At 69.4% G+C, this 19448-nt stretch carries 19 protein-coding genes and 1 pseudogene; 2 read left to right on the forward strand and 18 right to left on the reverse strand.

All coding sequences use genetic code 11. The annotated features are described in order from the left end of the window. Window positions 1-91: 91 nt before the first annotated feature. The 18 genes from G3A44_RS11800 to G3A44_RS11890 all read right to left on the reverse strand — a co-directional run bounded on the left by G3A44_RS11800 (window position 92) and on the right by G3A44_RS11890 (window position 17727). Window positions 92-1291 carry an MFS transporter gene (locus G3A44_RS11800; RefSeq protein WP_163457719.1) on the reverse strand — a complete coding sequence of 400 codons (1200 nt, stop codon included), beginning with the start codon at window positions 1289-1291 and terminating at the stop codon, window positions 92-94. A gap of 65 nt (window positions 1292-1356) precedes the next feature. Further along, on the reverse strand, window positions 1357-3033 hold the full coding sequence (locus G3A44_RS11805; protein WP_163457720.1) for a GMC family oxidoreductase: 1677 nt from the start codon (window positions 3031-3033) through the stop codon (window positions 1357-1359). A gap of 10 nt (window positions 3034-3043) precedes the next feature. After that, window positions 3044-3814, reverse strand: coding sequence for a nuclear transport factor 2 family protein (locus G3A44_RS11810; protein WP_163457721.1), 771 nt, complete (start codon window positions 3812-3814; stop codon window positions 3044-3046). Window positions 3815-3841: 27 nt separating this feature from the next. Then, window positions 3842-4633, reverse strand: coding sequence for a TIM barrel protein (locus tag G3A44_RS11815; RefSeq protein ID WP_163457722.1), 792 nt, complete (start codon window positions 4631-4633; stop codon window positions 3842-3844). After that, on the reverse strand, window positions 4630-5412 hold the full coding sequence (locus G3A44_RS11820) for a TIM barrel protein (protein WP_163457723.1): 783 nt from the start codon (window positions 5410-5412) through the stop codon (window positions 4630-4632). The genes G3A44_RS11815 and G3A44_RS11820 overlap by 4 nt, the downstream gene beginning before the upstream one ends. Window positions 5413-5438: 26 nt before the next feature. After that, window positions 5439-6425, reverse strand: coding sequence for a sugar phosphate isomerase/epimerase family protein (locus tag G3A44_RS11825; RefSeq protein WP_163457724.1), 987 nt, complete (start codon window positions 6423-6425; stop codon window positions 5439-5441). After that, window positions 6418-7350, reverse strand: a complete 933-nt coding sequence (locus tag G3A44_RS11830) for a sugar phosphate isomerase/epimerase family protein (RefSeq protein WP_239061829.1) — start codon at window positions 7348-7350, stop codon at window positions 6418-6420. Before G3A44_RS11830 ends, G3A44_RS11825 begins: the two co-directional genes overlap by 8 nt. A 101-nt stretch (window positions 7351-7451) precedes the next feature. After that, window positions 7452-8471, reverse strand: coding sequence for a sugar phosphate isomerase/epimerase family protein (locus G3A44_RS11835; RefSeq protein ID WP_163457725.1), 1020 nt, complete (start codon window positions 8469-8471; stop codon window positions 7452-7454). A 13-nt stretch (window positions 8472-8484) separates the two neighbouring features. Further along, window positions 8485-8883: a C-glycoside deglycosidase beta subunit domain-containing protein gene (locus G3A44_RS11840; protein WP_163457726.1), complete on the reverse strand. Its 399-nt coding sequence runs from the start codon at window positions 8881-8883 to the stop codon at window positions 8485-8487. A gap of 25 nt (window positions 8884-8908) precedes the next feature. Further along, window positions 8909-9301: a C-glycoside deglycosidase beta subunit domain-containing protein gene (locus G3A44_RS11845; RefSeq protein ID WP_163457727.1), complete on the reverse strand. Its 393-nt coding sequence runs from the start codon at window positions 9299-9301 to the stop codon at window positions 8909-8911. Between the two features lie 37 nt (window positions 9302-9338). Continuing rightward, the gene (locus G3A44_RS11850) at window positions 9339-10364 is read right to left on the reverse strand and encodes a sugar phosphate isomerase/epimerase family protein (protein WP_163457728.1); all 1026 of its coding nucleotides are present in this window, start codon (window positions 10362-10364) and stop codon (window positions 9339-9341) included. A 91-nt stretch (window positions 10365-10455) separates the two neighbouring features. Continuing rightward, complete coding sequence (locus tag G3A44_RS11855) at window positions 10456-11634, reverse strand: Gfo/Idh/MocA family protein (RefSeq protein WP_163457729.1); 1179 nt, start codon at window positions 11632-11634, stop codon at window positions 10456-10458. Window positions 11635-11680: 46 nt separating this feature from the next. Next, window positions 11681-12742, reverse strand: a complete 1062-nt coding sequence (locus tag G3A44_RS11860; protein WP_163457730.1) for a sugar phosphate isomerase/epimerase family protein — start codon at window positions 12740-12742, stop codon at window positions 11681-11683. Between the two features lie 129 nt (window positions 12743-12871). Continuing rightward, the gene (locus tag G3A44_RS11865; RefSeq protein WP_163457731.1) at window positions 12872-15145 is read right to left on the reverse strand and encodes a TonB-dependent receptor; all 2274 of its coding nucleotides are present in this window, start codon (window positions 15143-15145) and stop codon (window positions 12872-12874) included. A 135-nt stretch (window positions 15146-15280) separates the two neighbouring features. Beyond that, window positions 15281-15985, reverse strand: coding sequence for an energy transducer TonB (locus tag G3A44_RS23275; RefSeq protein ID WP_239061830.1), 705 nt, complete (start codon window positions 15983-15985; stop codon window positions 15281-15283). Next, window positions 15982-16416: an ExbD/TolR family protein gene (locus G3A44_RS11880; protein ID WP_163457733.1), complete on the reverse strand. Its 435-nt coding sequence runs from the start codon at window positions 16414-16416 to the stop codon at window positions 15982-15984. The genes G3A44_RS23275 and G3A44_RS11880 overlap by 4 nt, the downstream gene beginning before the upstream one ends. Window positions 16417-16421: 5 nt before the next feature. Continuing rightward, a complete protein-coding gene (locus G3A44_RS11885) occupies window positions 16422-16847 on the reverse strand; it encodes an ExbD/TolR family protein (protein ID WP_163457734.1) in 426 nt (141 codons plus the stop codon). A gap of 37 nt (window positions 16848-16884) precedes the next feature. Next, window positions 16885-17727, reverse strand: a complete 843-nt coding sequence (locus G3A44_RS11890; protein WP_163457735.1) for a MotA/TolQ/ExbB proton channel family protein — start codon at window positions 17725-17727, stop codon at window positions 16885-16887. A 189-nt stretch (window positions 17728-17916) separates the two neighbouring features. Here G3A44_RS11890 and G3A44_RS11895 point away from each other — a divergent pair, with 189 nt between their 5' ends. Together G3A44_RS11895 and G3A44_RS11900 are read left to right on the forward strand one after the other, a co-directional pair. Then, the gene (locus G3A44_RS11895) at window positions 17917-18912 is read left to right on the forward strand and encodes a LacI family DNA-binding transcriptional regulator (RefSeq protein ID WP_163457736.1); all 996 of its coding nucleotides are present in this window, start codon (window positions 17917-17919) and stop codon (window positions 18910-18912) included. A 155-nt stretch (window positions 18913-19067) separates the two neighbouring features. Next, window positions 19068-19448: pseudogene (locus G3A44_RS11900) on the forward strand (hypothetical protein); the annotation flags it as partial.

Consider the following 19448-nt stretch of genomic DNA (forward strand, 5'->3'; position numbering starts at 1 on the left):
CACCGGCCGGCACCAGACGGCGCCGGCACCGGCCGGGCGCTGCGGGGGTGGGGACGGGATCCGGTGGAGATCAGGACCGGACCCCGGCGCCTCACCGGGCCAGCGCGGTGCGGGCGGGCCCTCCCCGGCCCACCCACTGCTGACCCACGGCGATGACCAAGCAGATCACGCCGGACACCAGGAAGACATGCAGCAGGTTGCCGCCCACCCAGCCACGCACCAAGGTGACATAAAGCGGCGAGACGAACTGCCCCAGGAAGAAGGCACTGCACCACCAGCCCATGCCACGGCCGCGGAAGCGCTCGGGCAACTCGCGCAGGCTCCAGCCCACCAGCACCGGGATGGCCATGCCCGCGCCCAACTGCTGCACAAAGGCCGCCACCAAGGCCACGCCCAGGCCCTGGTCCAGGCCAATGCCCGTCAGGCCCAGGCCCAGCAAGGCGAAGAGCGCCGAGAACTGGGTGGCCACGCTGCGCTTGGACAGCAGCTTGTAGACCAGCGCGCCCACCGGCACACCCAGGCTGACCAGGCCGGTGTAGAGGCCCAGGTCACCGCCCCGCTTGATGCCCATCTGGTCCAGGGCCAGCGAGAACTGCAAGGTGTAGACGAAGTAGATGGCCGACAGCACAAAGGTGGTGGCGGCGATGCGCACCATGAGCCCGCTGGGGAAGGCCATGATGGTGGCGGTGCCGGGCTCGTTCACGCCGGGGGCCTGGGCGCGCGGCGGCTCGTAGGCGGTGAAGAAGGCGAAGGCCGCCATGACCAGGGCCAGGCCGTAGATCAGGAAGGGCAGGTTCCACTGGATCATGGAGAGGTGACCGCTGCTGGTGATGAGCAGCACGCCCGCGCCCGGGCCCACCAGGCTTTGCCACATCAGCCACTTGGCGCGCTCCTCCTTCTGGAAGTAGTCGCCCAGCAGCGCGTTGCCCACGGTGAGGATGAAGGCCTCGCCTACCCCCAGCAGCAGCCGGCCGGCGAACAGGGCCTCAAAGCTGTCCAGGAAGAAGGGCAGCACGCCGCCCAGGCCATAGAGGGTGGTGAAGATCAGCAGCAGGCGGCGCCGGCCAATGCGGTCGGTCAGCGCGCCGGCAAAGGGCGAAAACAGCGCCACGCACAGGCCAGGTGCGGACAGCACCAGCGGCGCCAGGGTCTGGATGCCGGGCACATGCTGAAAGTTCTTGACCAGGGCCGGCACGATGGGCATCAAGGTCACGATGGCCATCATCGGCAGCAGGCCGATGACCACGATGACCAGGCCCTGGGCCAGGCCGGCAGTTCGGGCAGCTTGCATGGGATGTCTCCGTTGTCGTTGTCCAAGGGGGCGCCCGACCCCGCAGGGGTGGGGCGCCGTCAGCTTCAGGCGCTCAGCGCCGGGGAATGACCGTACTCGCTGGCGATGTAGCCGCAGGCCCGGGCGGTCAACGCCATGGTGGTCAGCGTCGGGCCGCAGGTGCCATTGGTGACAAAGCAGCTGCTGTCGGTGACGAACACATTGGGCGCGTCCCAAACCTGGTTGTGTGCGTTGAGCACCGAGGTCTTGGGGTCGTCACCCATGCGCGCGCCGCCGCACTCGTGGATGGCGCCACCCACGGCCACGCTGCGCTTGTAGGCCAGGCGGAACATCAGGCGCTCATACCACTTGGCGCTGGGCATAAAGGGACCGTCGGAACTGATGCCCAGCGGGCTGATGAGGAAGTCGGCTTGCAGGCCGGCGGCCTTCATGACTTCCTTTTGCACCTGCACCTGGTCGCGCAACAGCTTCAGGTCGTTGTCGCGCAGCCGCACGCTGACCGAGGGGATGGGCACGCCCAGCCGGTCGCGGCGCGCGGCCAACTGCACCCGGTTGTCCACATGGGGCAGGATCTCGCCATGACCGGTCAGGCCGAAAACCGAGTCCAGGTGCGCCGGCAGCATGGGACGGCCCACGATGCCCTGCAGGTTGAAGCCGCCGGCATAGCCCAGCTCGCCCGGCTTCTTGAGCTGGCGGAAACGCGGGACGTAGATGCCGCCATGGTTGTCGGCCGGGCTGGTGCCGTCCACCAGCTCACCGCCCTTGAAGCCCGGCGCGGTGCCAAAGCCCAGCGTCAGCATCTGGTCCATGAAGTAGCGGCCCACCAGGCCTGAGCTGTTGCCCAGCCCGTGAGGATGCCGCTCTGCCTTGGAGTTGAGCAGCAGGCGGATGCTCTCGATGGTGGAGGCGCAGAGCATCACCACATTGGCGCGCACCTCGTGGCGCTGGCCGGTGGCCTTGTCGATGTAGGTCACGCCGGTGGCGCGGCCGGTGCGCGCGTCGGTGTTGACGCGCTCCACGGGCGAGTGGGCGCGCAGCGTCAGGTTCCCGGTGGCCGCGGCGGCCTGCAGCGGCGTGGTGGTGCGGTGGCGCTGGGCGTCGGCGGGCGTGGCTTCCTTGCGCACATAGCGCCAGGCCATCACCTTGGCATCGCTGAAGCGGCCCTCCACCGCGGCCTTGAACTTCTGCTCAGCCTGAGAAAGGCCTGCCGGCCGCACGTAGGCACCGGACGGACAGTAATCGATGCCATCGTCATTGCCCACGATGCCCAGAAACCGCTCCACCCGCTCGTACCAGGGCGCCAGGTCGGCATAGCCGATGGGCCAGTCAAAGCCGGCGCCTTCATGGCTCTTGAACTTGAAGGTGTAGTCCGACATGCGCAGCGCCACCCGGCCCCAGGCCAGGAAGCGGCCGCCCACTTGCTTGCCCCGCAGCCAGAGGTAGAAGTCCTCGGGCGACTCGTAGGGATGCTCGTTGTCGTTGACGAACAGAAAGGCCTTCTCGGGCGAGTAGAAGGAGGTAAGCGCCTGCTTGTGCTGGCCGCTCAGGCCGGCCTTGATGCGCGCCCAGGAACCGATGGCGGCGAACTGGGCCTTGGCGGCCAGCTCGAACTTCTCCTCGGGCAGGGGGCCACCAGCCTCCAGCACCAGCACCTTGAGACCGCGCTCGGTGAGTTCCTTGGCGGCGATGCCGCCGGTGGCGCCGGAGCCAACGACGATGGCGTCGAATGCGTCTTGGGTCATGTCAGGCTCTTCAGGCGGTGGGGGTCTCGGGATCGGTGGCGTAGGGCGCCGGCGGGCGCGGCACCACAGCCTGGGCGGTTTGGGTGCTGTAGGCCTGGTAGAAGTCCTCGGCCGGCGCGTCGGTGTCGGGCAGCCACACCGGCTTGCCGTCGTGGCCGAAGTAGGCCAGGTTCTCGTGGAAGGTCTGGAAATCGGGCACGGCTTCGGTGCAGGCGGCAAAGTCGATCCAGTTGCGGCCATAGGGCGCACGGAAGACCTCGAAGCAGCGGAAGCGCCAGATCTTCCAGACGCCGTCCTGCAGCAGGGCGTGCATCTCGTACTTCATCGCCACCCAGTGGGCCCACACCTTCTGGCCGTTGACCAGGTCCTTCTCGTACAGGAAGGCGGGCGCGTTGGCCGCCTGCGCCGGGTCGGTCAGGCCGGACTCGACGCCGCCGACGATCCAGATGCCGCGGGCGCTCTGCCCGTCGGCCGCCACCTGGATCGACGGCGTGGTGCTGTAGTGCAGCAGCAGCTTGCCCACCGGCTGGGGGCGGCCGCGGTGGTAGGCGGTGATGCTGTCCCAGTTGGTGTACAGGCCCTTGTTGGAGTACTGGGCCCGCATGCCGGGCGTGCCGGGCTTGACCCACAGGTCGATGATCTGCTCGTCGGCGTAGCCGTTGTGCAGGTGCATGTAGTTGGAGAACAGGTTCTCCACCTCGCCCCGGGCCTCGGCGCGGGCGACGCGGGCCTGCAGGGCCGCCAGCTGGGCCTGCAGGTCGGTGTGTTCGGCGGTGTGCATGTCGGCTCTCGGATTCGTGGCCCGGGCTCAGAGGCCCAGGGTGCGGCGCGTCAGCGCCAGCGATTGATCAATGGGCAGCGTGGGCAGGTACTCCAGGCCGATGGACCCGGTGTAGCCGCGCTGGCGCAGCAGGGGCAGCAGGCCGGACCAGTCCAGCGCGCCGGTGCCGGGCTCGTGGCGGCCTTCAAAGTCCGCCACCTGCACATGCGCGACCAGGCCGGTGCGGTCGGCAAAGGCCTGGGCGAAGGTCTCGCCGCTGACGGCGCCGTGGTAGACGTCGGCCAGCAGGCGCAGCGCCGGGTGGTCCACCGCCTCGACGAGGTCCAGGCCCTGGCGCACCTGGTGCACCGCCATCAGGTGGCCGCCGATGACCATGTGCACCGGCTCCAGCAGCAGTTCCACACCGCCATCGGCGGCGATGCGGGCGGCCTCGCGCAGCACGGCGACGATGTTCGCGCGCTGCTCGGCCTCGGCCACGCCGGGCATGGCGAAGCCCGAGGCCAGGATGATGCGGGCGGGCGCACCGGCGCCCTTCAGTTGACCATTCACACGGCGGGCCACCGGCACGGTGTCGCGCACGGCGGCCAGCACGGCGGCGTGTTCGGCGGGGTTGACCAGGCTGGCGCGCGGGTCGGCGCACAGGCTGAACACCTGCACGCCGGTCTCGGCCACCGCGTCGGCCACCGCGTCCATCGGCTTGTCCCGCCACAGCCACATGTCGACGGCGTCAAAGCCGTCGGCCTGGGCCGCGCGGAATCGGTCGGTGAACCCGGGATGCTCGGCCTTGTAGAGCATCTCGATGCAGGGGATGAGCTTCACGCCGCCACCTCCGACAGGCCGAAGACCTCGCGCGTGCGCTGCAGCGAGGCCAGGGTGCCGTTGCTGGGGCGGTACTCCAGGCCGATGGCACCGCTGTAGCCGGCGGCCTTCAGGTCGGCCAGCCAGGTGGTCCAGTCGATGGTGCCGGTGCCGGGCTCGTGGCGGCCGTGGGTGTCGGCCACCTGCACGTAGCCGATCAGGTGGGCGCGCTGCAGGATCTGGCGGTGGTCCTCGCCCATCACCTCGGCGTGGTAGGCGTCGTACAGCAGGCGCACGGCCGGGTGGTTGACCGCTTCGACGATGTCCAGGCCCTCGATGGCCGAAGCCATGAAGAAGCCGGGGTGGTCCACGCGGGTGTTCAGCGGCTCCAGCAGCAGGCGCATGCCGGCCGCCGCGGCCACCGGGGCCAGGTGCTTGAGGTTGTGCACCATGGCGGCATGCTGCTCTTCGGCGGACACGTCCTTGAGCGCCGGGCCGCCGGCGATCACCATGTCGGTGGCGCCCCAGCGCTGGCAGGCGGCGATGGTGCGCTCCAGGGCCTCGATGATGAAGGCGGTCTTGCTGCGGTCCACGCAGCCCACACGCGGGCCCACGGTGATGCTTTGCAGGTGGACGCCGGTTTCCTTCAGCGCGGCCTCGACCGCGTCGGCATCGACCTGGTTCCACATGTGGAACTCGACGTGCTTCAGGCCGGCCGCCGCAGCGGCGCGGATGCGCGCCGGCAGGTCGCCGGCTTCGTTGAACATGTACAGGTCTTCAATGACGGCGCACAGTTGCATGGTGTGTTCTCAATGGGGTTGCAGGGTCAGGCCAGCAGCGGCTGCAGCACATGGCGAACGGTCCAGGCGTTCTGCATCATGGCGGCGGCCTGGGGCGCCGGGCCCTTGTCGCTCTCGACGATCAGCCAGCCGTCATAGCGGGCCTCACGCAAGGCCGTCATGAAGGCGGTCCAGTCCACCAGGCCGCTGCCCAGCTCGCCAAACCAGCGCTGTACGCCGCGCTGGCCGCCGGCCAGCAGCAGGGCGCGCTCGGCATTGGGGGCGCGGTATTCGCCCTCGCTGTCCACGGCCAACGCATCCTTCAGGTGGATGTGCCAGACGCGGGGCTGAAAGCGCCGGTACCAGGCGGTCACATCGTGGCCCGCCATGGTGAGCTCGGCGGTGTCCAGCGCCAGGCCCACGGTGGTGGTGTCCAGCTGCTGCAGCCAGGCCTCGACCTCGTCCAGGCTGCGCAGGGCCGAGAGCGCATCCAGGTGCAGCACGGTCTTGACGCCCAGGGCCGCGGTCATCGCGCCGACCGCGTTCCAGCAGTCGGCGGCAGCGGCCTGGCGCTCAGCGTCCAGCCCACCATGCTTGCCATAGGGCGGCAAGGCACGCACAACCAGGCAGTCGCCGCCGACCTCGGCCAGGAAGCGGGCGAAGACCTCGGCCTGTTGCAGCAACAGGGCATGGTGGCTGCGGTCGGTGCAGTCCAGGCCGTGGTGCAGTTCCTCGAAGCTCATCTGCAGCGGGTCGAGGAACAGGCTGGCCACGCGGCGGATGCCCCACTCGCGCAGCTTCAGCTTGAAGTGGTCGACCGAGCCGAAGTTGATGACGATGTTCTCGGGCCGGCCCATCGGGTCCCAGCGGCCAGTGCCGGCGCTGAGCTCGATGGCGTCGAAGCCGCAGGCGGAGGTGACCTTCAACGCGCGTTCGTGCTGTTCCAGCCGGGCGAAGCCGGTGAAGCCGGCCTTCCATTGGTTGATGGCGTAGGCCCACTGGGCCCCGCCGACGCTCTTCTTCACATCAGTCATGAATCGGCCTCAGCACGTTGCGCAGGTACCAGGCCGCGATGGCCGTGCTCTCCGGGTAATTGCCGCCGCCCACGTCGGCCTTGTCGTGCTCGACGCCGACCCAGCCTTGCCAGTTCGTGTCCTTCATGGCGCCATACAGGGCCGGGAAGTCCACCAGGCCGCCCTCGGTGCCCATCTCGTAGAACCAGCGGTCGGTGGTGGGGGCCATGACCTCGGCGTCGGGCTTGCGGCGGTAGTCGCCGTTCACGTCCACGTGGTGGGTGTCCTTCAGGTGGAAGGCCGCCACACGCTCGCGCTGGTCGATGAACAGCTGCACCGGGTCGACCCCGGCGATCACGTGCTGCGCCGTGTCCAGGCACAGGAAGACGTAGCGCGGGTCGGTCCAGTCGTAGAACTTGCGCAGCTGCTCGGCGCTGCGGATGCCGCAGAAGAACTCGTGGTGGCAGCAGGTCTTGACGCCGTAGCCCTCCAGCGTCATTTTTCCGATGCGGTTCCACAGCTCGGCGCAGGCCCGGATCTTGTCGTCGGTGACCGGCTCCACGTCAAAGTACAGGCCGGCGGGCATGACGATGAAGTTCTGCACCCCCAGGCCGGCGCTGCTCTTCATGATGTGTTCGGCGTACCCGGCCATGCGGTCGTGCGTGGCGCGCACGTGCGGCGTGCTTTGGCGCGCGTCGTACATCACCGCGTGGAACAGGCTGAGCACGCGGTCGATGCCACGGCTTTGCATGTGGGCACGCGCCGCCTCCAGCGAGCCGAACAGGTCGCGCAGCACCGGCAGGTGGAAGTCGAAGGTCTCGATGGCTTCGTAACCCACGCCGGCGATCTGCTTGAGAAAAGCGTCGAAACGCTCCACCGAGCTGTACTGCGAGACCTGGCCCTGGGCCGTGTCCACGCGCCAGTGGTCCATGTAGGCGTAGCGCAAGTTGCGCCCGGACAATGTCTGCCCCACGGCCGACGAGTACGTCGTCCGGTCCCCCGAGGGGACGGCGGGCCGGCTTGGGAGCGGCCCGGCGCTCGGCCCGCTCACGCTGCTTGCCCCGTGTGCTTGGCGATCACGCGCCGGGCCTGCGCCTGGTGCTTGGCCACCATCTCGAAGGCGTCCACATTGCGCATGTAGAGGTGGCCCTCCCATTCGCTGGACATGAAGCCGGTGAAGCCGCCGTCGTGGAAGACCGGCAGGATGCTGTTGTAGTCGATCGAGGCCTCGTCGCCGTGTTCGTCGAAGTCGTAGAACTTGCCGTGCACGTGGACCACCTGCGGCATGATCTCCTTCCACATCTCGGCGGTGCCGGGGCTGAGGATGTTGAACATCACGGCCAGTGCGCTCACGTCCGCCGGGTCGGCGTTCAGGGGCTCGACGCGGCGGGCGAACTCCTGGCGCTTCCAGCCCGCGTCTTTGGGCAGCTGCCACACGTCCAGGGCCAGCTGGATCAGGTCCTCGGGCAGTTCCTGGCGGCGCAGGTTGGCGATGTAGGTGGCCGGCAGGCGGCTGGCGCAGCAGCCGAAGTCGGGAATGAAACCCAGCAGCGGCGAGTTGGCCTTGGCATAGGCCTCGCGCCAGGCCATCACCGGCGGCGAGCTGGGGTTCAGCGGCGCGTGCACCTCGGGGCCGATCTTGATGCCGTGCTTCTCCAGCAGCGGCAGCAGGCGGATGATCACCTCCACCGGCGCGGCGAACTGGCAGCGCACCGTGGGAAAGCCCATCTTGGCGGCGGCCTCGATCTGCGGCGCGTGGTAGGCCACGGCCTCGTCCACGCTCATCATCGTGCCGCGGCGGATGGCCATGTCGGCGTTGATGCTCAGGCAGCTCGGGGTCAGGCCGTGCTCGGCCATCAGGTCCTTGAAGCGGGCGGCGAAGTCGTCGCTGACGTTCGGAAAGCCGCGGATGCTGGAGAAGCCGATCAGCTCCAGGCCCGGGCCGAGCTGGCGCTTGGCCACTTCGGCGATCAGGTCCTCGAAGCCGTAGCGGCGCTCATGCCACTCGTTGGTGAAGCTGTAGAGCGTGGAGCCGAGCTGGAAGCCCTTGGCGGGTGTGGTCGTCATGAAAGGTCGCTCCTCAAGCTGCTTGGATTTGCGCGTCGCCGCGGGTCACATGGGTCAGCATCGGGATGTAGGGCGGGTAGAGGTTGAGCGTGACCACCACGTGGTGCGGGCCGGCCGACAGGGGCTGCGGGGTGGGCACGTGCAGCAGCACCGAGTCCTGGATGAACCAGGAGGTGCCGGTCTGCTCGGGGAGTTCCTCGAGGGTGTAGCGGCGGCCTTCGTACTCGACGGTGGCGCCCTCCAGCGAGAGGGGCTGGCCGTCGACCAGCAGCTGGGTCGGCATCACCACCGACAGCGGCAGCGAGCGGTACCAGGGCAGGCGCAGGTCCAGCACCAGGCCTTCGGGCGTGACGAGGGAGTCCTCGGGGGTGATCAGGTAGTCGCTGAAGGCGTTCTTGAAGAATCGGGCCATGGTGTGCTCCTTCCGGGGGTGCAGCTCAAGCCGCCAGGGTGAGTTGTCGGCCCGTGCGCGTGGTGGGCACAAAGGGCAGGTAGGACACGCGGTAGCGGATGGCCAGGTCCACCTGGTGGGCGCCGGCGCTCAGGCCGCCCGGCTGGGCGATGAGCACCTGGGCCTTCTCGCCAAAGTTCCACTTTTCGTCAAAGCAGGCCTCCATCTCGTCCAGGCTCCAGCTGCGGCCGCGCAGGGCCAGGCGCACCGCCTCACGCGGGATGGCCTGGCCATCCACGCAAACAGCGATGTCCTCGACCATGGACAGGCCCAGGCCGCGGTAGTAAGGCAGGCGCGCCCGCAGGGCAAAGCCGGTGGTGTTTCCGTTCTCCACGACGTTCTCGAAGCCGTCGTCGCAGAGCATGTGTTGATCCATCATGGTGGGGTTCTCCTCGTGTCTCTTGGCGTCGGCGGGTTCAGCGGGCTTGCGCTTGCAGCGCGGCGGGCATGGGCTCGTCCAGCAGGCGGCAGAGCATGCGGTGCTGGCGCTTGACCTGTTCCACCGACTCCACCGGGTGCGCGTCCTCGATCCAGCGGTTGCCTTCGTACTCGCTGCAGATGTGGCCCTTGAAACCACCGGCCTTCAGCACCGCCACGATCTCGTCGTAGGGGATGGAGTACTCCACGTCGTCCTCGGTCATCTCGTAGAACTTGCCGTGGATGTTGTGGATGCGGGGCATGAAGTCCAGCATGCGCTTGGGCTCGAAGGCGGCGTTGTGGCGCAGGGTCTCGGCCATGGCCAAGGACGGGCCGGTGCCGCCCATCTCGCGCACGTCCAGCAGCACGTACTCGCTGAGCACGCGGTCCTCGTAAGCCTTCTCGATGTAGTCCGCAATGTGCTGCGGCACACCGTTGCGCACGAAGCGCTCCTTCCACACCCGCGGGAAGCGGTGCACGAACATGCCCATGTCCGGCAGGAAACCCAGCGCCTTGGAGCCGGACTTCTCGTAGGCCTCGGCGTGGCGAATGATCCACGGGTGGTCGAAGTGCAGCGGGGCGTGGATCTCGATCAGGATCTTGATGCCCTTGTCCTCGGCATAGCTGGCGCAAGCCACCAGCACCTCGGGCGCGATGGACACCAGGGCGCGGATGTAGGGCGCGCCCAGAGCGGCACCAAAGTCGATGTCCTTCTTGACGCTGGCGACCTGCTCGTCAAAGCTCAACAGGCGGCCCTTGACGCGCTTGTAGTCCAGCATGAAGTCGTGGCAGACCGGGTAGGTGCCGTACTTCTCCATCAGCGCATGCCAGTGGGCGACCTCGGCCATGGGCATGCCCACCTCGGGCCAGCCGGTGAAGGTCTGCTCACCCACCACCTCGATGCCCTTGGCGCCGATCTCGGCGCAGGTGCGGATGCAGTCCTCCAGCGTCATGGTGCGCAGGAAGGTGTCGTTCTGGAAGCTGTAGAGGCTGACGCCCCGCTTGATTTGGTGGTTCTGACTCATGGTGTGTGTCTCCGAAGGTCGGGCCCGCTCGGGCCCTGCAAGGATGTGGGGTGGCGCCTGGGCCTGTCGGCCCGGCCCTGCCGCGGTGCGCTTACCGCGGCAGGGCCACCCACTGGCCGCCGGCACGCCCGGAGGCCACCACGGTCTCAATGAAACGCACGCCGCGCAGCCCGTCGGCCAGTGTGGGGAAGTTCAGCGCCGCCTCGTCCAGGCGGCGGCCCTCGCGACGGGCGTAGAGGGCCTGGGCCACCTCGCTGTAGACGGTGGCAAAGGCTTCCAGATAGCCCTCGGGGTGGCCGCCCGGCGTGCGGGTGACCTGTTGGGCCGCCGCGCCGGCGCCGGCCGCGCCGCGGCCGATGACGCGGGTGGGTTCACCCAGGGGCGTGTACAGCAGGTCTTCCGGCTGCTCCTGGCGCCAGGCCAGGCCGCCCCGGCTGCCGTACACCCGCAAGGCCAGGCCGTTGCGGTGGCCGGGCGCCACCTGGCTGGCCCACAGCGTGCCGCGTGCACCGCCCGCAAAGCGCAGCAGCACCTGCACGTCATCGTCCAGGCGCCGGCCGGGCACAAAGGTGGACACCTCCGCCAGCAGGCTGTGCACCTGCAAGCCGGTGACAAATTCGGCCAGCTGGAAGGCGTGGGTGCCGATGTCGCCCACGCAGCCGCCCGCGCCGGAGCGGGCCGGGTCGGTGCGCCAGTCGGCCTGCTTCTGGGCGGTGGCCTCCAGCGGCTCGGCCAGCCAATCTTGCGGGTACTCCACCTGCACCACCCGGATCTCGCCCAGGGCACCGCTGCGCACCAGCTCGCGCGCCTGGCGCACCATGGCGTTGGCGCTGTAGTTGTGGGTCACGGCAAACAGCAAGCCGCTGCGCTCCACCGTGGCCTGCAGGGCCAGCGCCTCGGCGCTGGTGGTGGTGACGGGCTTGTCGCAGATGACGTGAATGCCCGCTTCCAGAAAGGCCTGAGCGGCCGGCGCGTGCAGGTGGTTGGGGGTGACGATGGCCACGGCCTCGATGCCGTCGGGCCGTGCGGCCTCGGCCTGCGCCATGGCGCGGAAGTCGCTGTAGAGGCGATCCGGCGCCAGGCCCAGGGCCAGGCCCGATCGCAGGGCCTTTTCGGGCGTGGCCGAGAGCGCACCGGCCACCAGGGTGTAGTGGTCGTCCAGCCGCGCGGCCATGCGGTGCACCGCACCGATGAAGGCCCCTTCCCCGCCGCCCACCATGCCCAGGCGGATGCGGGGAGGCTTGGCGCCGGGTTCCGAACTGCTGCCCATGACGTCTGCTCCTGTGTCGTGATTGTCGGAGGGGTGGGGCCGTGCGTCAGCCCGCCAGGCCCAGCATGCGAGCCAGCTGCGCGGGGTCGGCGGCCGCGCCGGCAAAGTCGTCGAAGGCCTTCTCGGTCACGCGGATGATGTGGTCGCGGATGAACGGTGCGCCTTCGGCAGCGCCCTGTTCGGGATGCTTCAGGCAGCACTCCCATTCCAGCACCGCCCAGCCCTTGAAGTTGTGCTGCGCCATCTTGGAGAACACGGCCTTGAAATCCACCTGCCCGTCGCCCAGCGAGCGGAAGCGCCCGGCGCGCTCCACCCAAGGCTGGAAGCCGCCGTACACACCCTGCCGGCCGTTGGGGCGGAACTCCGCGTCCTTGACGTGGAAGACCTTGATGCGGTCGTGGTAGAGGTCGATGAACTGCAGGTAGTCGAGCTGCTGCAGCACGAAATGCGAGGGGTCGTAGGCAATGGCCAGGCGACGGTGGCCGTCCACGCGCTGCAGCAGCATGTCGAAGGTCACGCCGTCGTGCAGGTCTTCGCCAGGGTGCAGCTCAAAGGCCAGGTCGCAGTCCGCCGCGTCAAAGGCATCCAGGATGGGACGCCAGCGTCGGGCCAGCTCGTCAAAGGCCTTCTCCACCAGGCCGGCGGGGCGCTGCGGCCAGGGGTAGAGGAAGGGCCAGGCCAGCGCGCCGGGGAAGCTGATGTGGGCCTTCAGGCCCAGGTGGGCCGAGGCCTGCGCGGCCAGGTGCATTTGTTCCACCGCCCAGGCCTGGCGCTCGGCCGGCTTGCCGCGCAGCGCCTCGGGGGCAAAGGCGTCAAAGGCCTCGTCATAGGCGGGATGCACCGCCACCAGCTGGCCCTGCAGGTGGGTGCTCAGCTCGGTGATGGCCAGGCCGTGGGACTGGGCGATGCCGGCGATCTCGTCGCAGTAGGTCTTGGACCGGGCGGCCAGGGCCAGGTCGAACAGGCGGGCGTCCCAGGTGGGGATCTGCACGCCGCGATAACCCAGCGACGCGGCCCAGCGGGTGATGCCGTCCCAGGTGTTGAACGGGGCCTGGTCGCCCGCGAACTGCGCCAGGAAGAGGGCCGGGCCCTGAAGGGTGGTGGGCATGAAAGGATGGATCCTGTCTGCGTGCCCCGCGCCCGGGCTTGTGGCGCGAACGCGGGGAGGTGGCAAGTCTTGGGGTCAGGTAAGGGGCGGCAGCGGGCGGCGAACCCGCCCGCCGCACCCGGCGTCACATCAGAACTTCATGCCCAGGCGCAGGCCGTAGGTGCGGGGATCGCCCACGGCGAAGGCGCCCGGCACGCGGCTCTCGAGGGTCACTTCGTTCTCGATGTTCTTCACATAGAGCTGGGCGCTGTACTTGCCGGTGGCGCTGGTGTAGCCCAGGCTGGCGTCGCTCTTGCGGAAGGCGGGCTGGGTGTAGCGGATGCCCTCAGCCGGATCGCTGATCATGTAGCTGCCGTTGAGGCGGGTGCCCACGGTGGCCAGCAGTTCGGCGCCGTCGCCCAGCACAAAGGCGTGGCTGTAGCCCAGGCTCAGCACCTGCGCCGGCGCGCGGTCCAGACGCTGGCCGCTGAAGTCCACGTCCTCGGTCGGCCGGTAGGTCTTGAACTTGGCCTGGTTGAGCGACAGGCCAAAGCGCAGCACGCCAAAGTCGCCCACGCGCAGCTTGCCCTCAGCCTCGGCACCGTCCACCGTGGCGTTGGCGGCGTTGGTGGTCAGCGAGCCGCAGCTGTCGGGCGAATCGCTGGTGCAGACCACCGAGTTCAGCTGCAGGTCGCGGTAGTCGTAGTGGAAGGCGCCCAGGGACAGCTGCAACGCATCGCCCAGGAAGCGGCCCTTGATGCCGCCTTCGTAGGCGGTCAGGTTCTCGGGCTTGTAGGAGGACGAGCCGCCGTGGTCATTGAAGCCACCGGCTTTGTAGCCGGTGGCCACATGGCCGTAGACCATGGTGCGGCGGTCCAGGTCATGCTCCACGCCCACCTTCCAGCTCGTGTTGCTGAACTTGACTTTGGCGGTGTAGGCGGCCGAGCTGCTGGTCTGCCCCGTGGGTGCGGCGGTCCCGGCCAGCGGGTCGCGGCCCGACTTCTGGTCTTGCGTCACCCGCAGGCCCAGGGTCAGCCGGGTGGCGGGCACCAGGGCGTAGGTCATTTGGCCAAACAGGGCCTTGGACTGGTTCTCGATGTGCGGCAGGAAGGGCACGTTCACCGTGAACGCGCCAAAGGGGGCGGTGATGAAGGTGTTGTACTGCGTGTCGCGGTCGATGGATTCGTCGAACAAATAGGCGCCGGCCACCCAGCGCAGCGGCCCCTGGCCCAGGCTGTTCAGGCGCAGCTCGTGCGACACCGACTTGGAGTCACCCCGGATGCGGCCCTCGAAGGGGAAACCAAAGTAGGACCCGTTCTGCACGTCGTCCTGCTCGGTCTTCAGCATCGCCAGCTGGTAGGTGAACTCGGCGAAAGACAGCCCGGTGCGGAACTCGGCGCGCAGGGCGGTGTTGTCGTCGTCGCGGCGCGCGTCATGGGCCGCGAAGGGCAGGCCGGCGGTGAGCTGCGCCGTGGTGCCGCGGTCGACGTACTTGGGGTTGGCGATGTTGTTGCCGGTGCCCGCCGGAGAGAAAGGCAGACGGCCGGTGTAGGTGCCCTCAAAGAAGTTGCCAATGGGCACCGGCGTGGAGCCGCCGCCGCCGTTGTGGCTGGTCTCGGCGGTCAGCAGCAGGCTGGTGTCAGGCGAGAACTTGCCCAGCAGGTGCAGGCGCGCGGCGTGGTCGTCCTGGCTCTCCAGCGGAATGTCGCTGTTGGGGCCCGGCTTGAGGTAGGTGTCGCGCTGGGTCTTGCTCACCGCGGCGCGGGCGGCCCACACCTCGGACAGCGGCACATTCAGGGTAGCGTCCAGGCTGCGGCGGCCGTAGTTGCCCACCTCAGCGCCCACACTGCCGCCAAAGGTCTGGGTAGGCTTGTTGGTGATCAGGTTGACCGCGCCGGCGGTGGCGTTGCGGCCGTACAGGGTGCCCTGCGGGCCACGCAGCACTTCCACGCGCTCCAGGTCCATGAAGCTGCCCAGCTGGGCCTCGGGGCGGGCGATGTAGGCACCGTCCACGTTGAAGGCGGCCGAGGGGTCACCCTTCTCGGTCATGTCCAGGCTGACCACCCCGCGGATGGCGATCTGCGCCTTGCCGCTCTCTTGGCCGATCTGAACCCCCGGGGCCACGTCGGTCAGGCCACGGGCATCGGTCACGCCGGCCGCGCGCAGTTCCTCGCCGCCCACCACGGTCAGCGCCACAGGGGTCTTGGAGGCGGGCTGACGCACCTTCTGGGCGGTCACCACCACCTCCTGCAGGCGAGCCGGCGTGGCGGGGGCCGGGGCCTCGGCCGCCGGGGCACTGGCGGCGCCGGCGGCCGCGGGTGCGGCATCTTGCGCCAGGGCGGGGGCCATGGGCAGGGCCAGGGCCAGCAGGCCGCCTGCGGCCAGCTGCCGGGCCAGGGGGGTGAGCAAGGGTTGACGGTTCATCTTGAGTCTCCTGGGGTAGGCCCGCCGGCATGCTTGGCCGGGGGCTCGGGCGTTCGGGGGCCGGCCGGGCATGGCCGGCCCTCGCGAATCGGGTTGCGTGGGGCGTTCAGGTGGGGGCGGCGCCGCCACCGGGTGTCAGTCGACCTTGAAGGTGAAGTCCTGCACGGCCACCATCTCCTGGTCGTTGGCGGCGCAGCCGTAGCGACCCACCGCCGCGCGCACCGCGGCATGGAAGATGCGCGGGCCGCTGAGGATGTTGACCCGCGTGACCTTGCCGCCCTGGATGTGCAGCTCGGCCTTGACGGTGCCGCTGGTGCCGTCCTCGATGGCCTGCTCCGGCACCTGCGGGGTGACCTGCTTGGGGCAGGCCACGGCGATGTCGGCCTTGAGCGGGCCGGCCGGCACGGGAGCCGGGGGCGGCGGTGCGGGCGGAGCCGGCGGCGGCGGGGCCACTGGGGCCACGCTTTGCACCGCCGTGATGACCGGGGCGGCGGCCACCACGGCCGGCGGCGTCACCTCGGGCGGCGGCACGTAGGCCGGCGGCGGGGCCTGGGGCGGCGGCGGGGGCAGCTTCTCCAGCTTCGGGGGCGGGGGCGGCGGCGGCGGGGGCGGCAGCTGCACCTCTTGCACGATGGTGGCTTCCAGCGGCTTCTTGACGATTTCAAAGGCCTGGCGCGCCAGGCCGCTGACCAGCAGGTAGCCAATGGCCACGTGGGCACCCACCATCACCAGCAGCCCTACGGGGCCGAACTTGTGGCGGGGCTTGTAGCGCTTGCTGCCGCCCGGGGCCCGCAGGCCGCCTGCCGGGTGGACCGGCGTGTTCAGGGTGGCGGTGTTCATGGGACAAACTGCTCCGATCCAACCACGCCGATCTTGTTCAGGCCCAGGCGCTGGGCCGAGGCCAGCACGCCGGCCACCACCTCGTAGCGCGCCTTGCGGTCGGGCCGCAGGTGCACCTCGGGCTGCACCGGGCGGGCCACCTGCTCGGCCATGCGCTGCTCCAGGTCCTCGCGCCCGCTCACCACGGTGCCGTTCCACAGCACCTGGCTGGCCGGGTCGATGTCAATGCGCAGCACCTCGGGCTTTTCCAGCTGCGCCGGCGGGTTGCCCGTGGGCATGTTCAGGTTGACCGAGTGCAGCTGCACCGGGATGGTGATGATCATCATGATCAGCAGCACCAGCATCACGTCGATGAGCGGTGTGGTGTTGATGTCGGCCACCGGCGCGGCCTCCACCGGCGCGGCGCGGCGCTTCTTGCTCTTGAGTGCCATGGCGTTCAGCTCCTGGCCGGCGGCTCGGTGATGAAGCCGATCTTGACGATGCCCGCGCGCTGGCAGGCGTAGATGATCCGGCCCACGGGCTCGTAGTCGCTCTTGAAGTCCCCGCGGATGTGCACCTCGGGCTGCGGGTTCATCACGGCAATCTTCTTGAGGCGCGCCACCAGGTCTTCGGTGTTCTTGACCGGGGCGTCCAGCCAGAAGAGCCGACCCCCCGCGTCCACCGAGATCACGATGTCCTCGGGCTTGGCCTCGCGCACTTCATTGCGCTCCTTGGGCAGGTCCACCGGCACCGAGTAGTTCACCACCGGGATGGTGATCAGGAAGATGATCAGCAGCACCAGCATCACGTCCACCAGCGGCGTGGTGTTGATGGCCGAGACGACCTCGTCGGCCCCGCCCTCGGCGGGGATGTTCATGGCCATGGCAGGCTCCTCAGCTCAGAGTGGGGGCTGAGGGATCTCAGGCGGCGGCGCCTGCAGCCCCACCGGCCAGCAGCACGGTGTGCAGCTCGCCCGAGAAGTCGCGCACCTCGTCCATGACGGCGCTGTTGCGGCGCAGCAGCCAGTTGTAGCCCAGCACCGCCGGCACAGCCACGGCCAGGCCGATGGCGGTCATGATCAGCGCCTCGCCCACCGGGCCGGCCACCTTGTCGATGCTGGCCTGGCCGGCCACACCGATGGCGGTGAGCGCGTGGTAAATGCCCCAGACCGTGCCAAACAGGCCCACAAAGGGGCTGGTGGAGCCCACGGTGGCCAGGAAGCTCATGCCATTGGTCAGGCGGCGCTGCACCCGGTCGGTGGCGCGGTGCATGGACAAATCCACCCAGTCGGCAAAGTCCACCTTGGCGTGCAGGCCGCCGTGCTTCTTGCTGGCCTCCAGGCCGGCCTCGGCAATGAAGCGGAAGGGCGAGCCCTCGGCCAGCTTCTCGGCACCCGAGCGCACGGTGCCCGCGCCCCAGAAGTCGGTCTCTGCGGCCTTGGCCTGGCGGTTCATGCGGCCCTGCTCCAGCAGCTTGGTCACGATGACGTACCAACTGCCCATGCTCATCAGCGCCAGGATCACCAGCACGCCCTTGGCCACTGCGTCACTCTGGCTCCACAGCGCTTCCACGCCGTAGGGGTTGTCGATCTTGGCGGGGGCCGGCTTGGCGGCGGCGGCAGCCACCGGCGCGGCGGGGGCGGCGGAAGCGTCTGCCCCCACCGCCGGGGTGGCGGGCGGGGTCACGTTCTGAGCTTGGACGGGGGCCAGGGTGCTGGCCAGAACAAGGGCGGCCAGGGCCGCGATTCGCCGGAAGTGGCGCATGGTTGTCTCCTGTTGGGGTAGCCGGGGGCGAGGACTGCCGCCCCCGTGGAAGCGCTTGGTATGGGAAAGCAATGTAATCGTTTACCCATTGGGTCGATTTGGTGTTTCCCCTAAGTGAATGTCTGACATCCACGCCATGAATGCCAGGCATTGGCAGAATGGTGGGAAAACTTTTCCCCACATCCTTTCATGGCCTCAGAGTCCGTCCCCATCACCGCCGTGGCAGAACTGGCCGGCGTGTCCGTGGCCACCGTGTCGCGGGTCATCAACAACAGCAAACCGGTCAATGCCGAAACGCGCGAGAAGGTGGAGGCCGCCGTCGCACAGCTGGGCTACCGCGCCAACGCCATCGGCCGCATCCTGCGCAAGAGCGAGACGCGCATGCTCCTGGTGCTGGTGCCCGACTTCGCCAACCCCTACTACGCCGAGATCGTGCAGGGCGTGGAGTCGGTCACCCGCGACCGCGGCTACCACCTGCTGCTGGCCGACGCGCCCCAGCGCTGGGAGCGCGGCGCCACCGCGCTGGACGCCCTGCACAACCGCCTGGCCGATGGCGTGATCTGCCTGGCCCACATCGACCCTGAGTCCGAACTGCACAAGGAGATTGCCCCGCTGCCCTGGGTGGCCTGCTCCGAGGTCATGCCTGGCTCCAAGGTGCCGCATGTGAGCATCGACCACCACCAGGCCGCCGTGGACGCGGTGCAGTACCTCCTCAACCGCGGCCACCAGCGCATCGCCCTGATCACCGCCGAGGAGGAATTCCTCTGGGCCCAGCAACGCCGCCAGGGCTATCTGGACGCCATGGCCCGCGCCGGCATCGCCGTGGACCCGCGCTGGATCCAGACCGCGCGCAAGGCCGACTACGCCGACGGCCACATGGCTGCAGGTGCCCTGCTCTCCCTGGCCGCCCTGCCCACCGCCGTGTTCGCCGTCTCCGACACCCTGGCCATCGGCGCCATCAAGGCCTTCCGCCGCGCCGGGCGCCAGGTGCCGCAGGACATCGCGGTGGTGGGCTTTGACAACCTGCCCCTGTCCGAGGTGTTCGAGCCCGCGCTCACCACCGTGGCCCAGCCCATGCGCGAGCTGGGCGCGCAAGCCACCCGCCTGCTGCTGGCCCGCCTAGCCGGGGAGACACCGGCCTCCCTGACCCTGGCCCACAGCCTGGTGGTGCGCGAGTCGGCTTGAGCCTCGGCGGGCCGGCAGGCCGGCGGGGTTGGCGGCGACGCCCAGCCTGGGTTTGTCCGGATGTGATTGGGTAATCGTTTTCCTAGACTGTGCGCCAGAGGGCTGCCGCAGGCGGCCCCACACCGCCCCTTGCGGCCTGCGCCGCCCACGGTCTGATGTCCGCCACCTTGTCCACCCTGCGCCCGGTCCACCGGTCCTGGCCGGCCCCCGCTCCCGCCCGGGCTTGCGCCCCCATGGCGCTGGCCCTGTGCTGCAGCGCCCCCGCGCTGCAGGCCCAGCCGGCCCCTGCCCCCGCCGGCCTGCCCAGCCCGGCCGCCCGGGCCTCTGCCCCGCTGGACCCCCGCCTGCGCGAGGTGGCAGAGCGGCCCTATCGCTGGATCATCCAGGCCGACGAGATCGCCCGGCGCCAGGCGCCCCCCGCCCCGGCGCCCGCGGCCAAACCGGCCCGGCCCAGCCCGCCGCCGGCACCGGGGCTCAGCACCGCCAACGCAGGCAGCAACGGCACCACGGGCGCGGGCTCTCCGGCCGGGGGGATG

It is taken from the genome of Ideonella livida (genome assembly GCF_010499455.1).
In the GTDB taxonomy this organism is placed as follows: Bacteria; Pseudomonadota; Gammaproteobacteria; order Burkholderiales; family Burkholderiaceae_C; genus Ideonella; species Ideonella livida.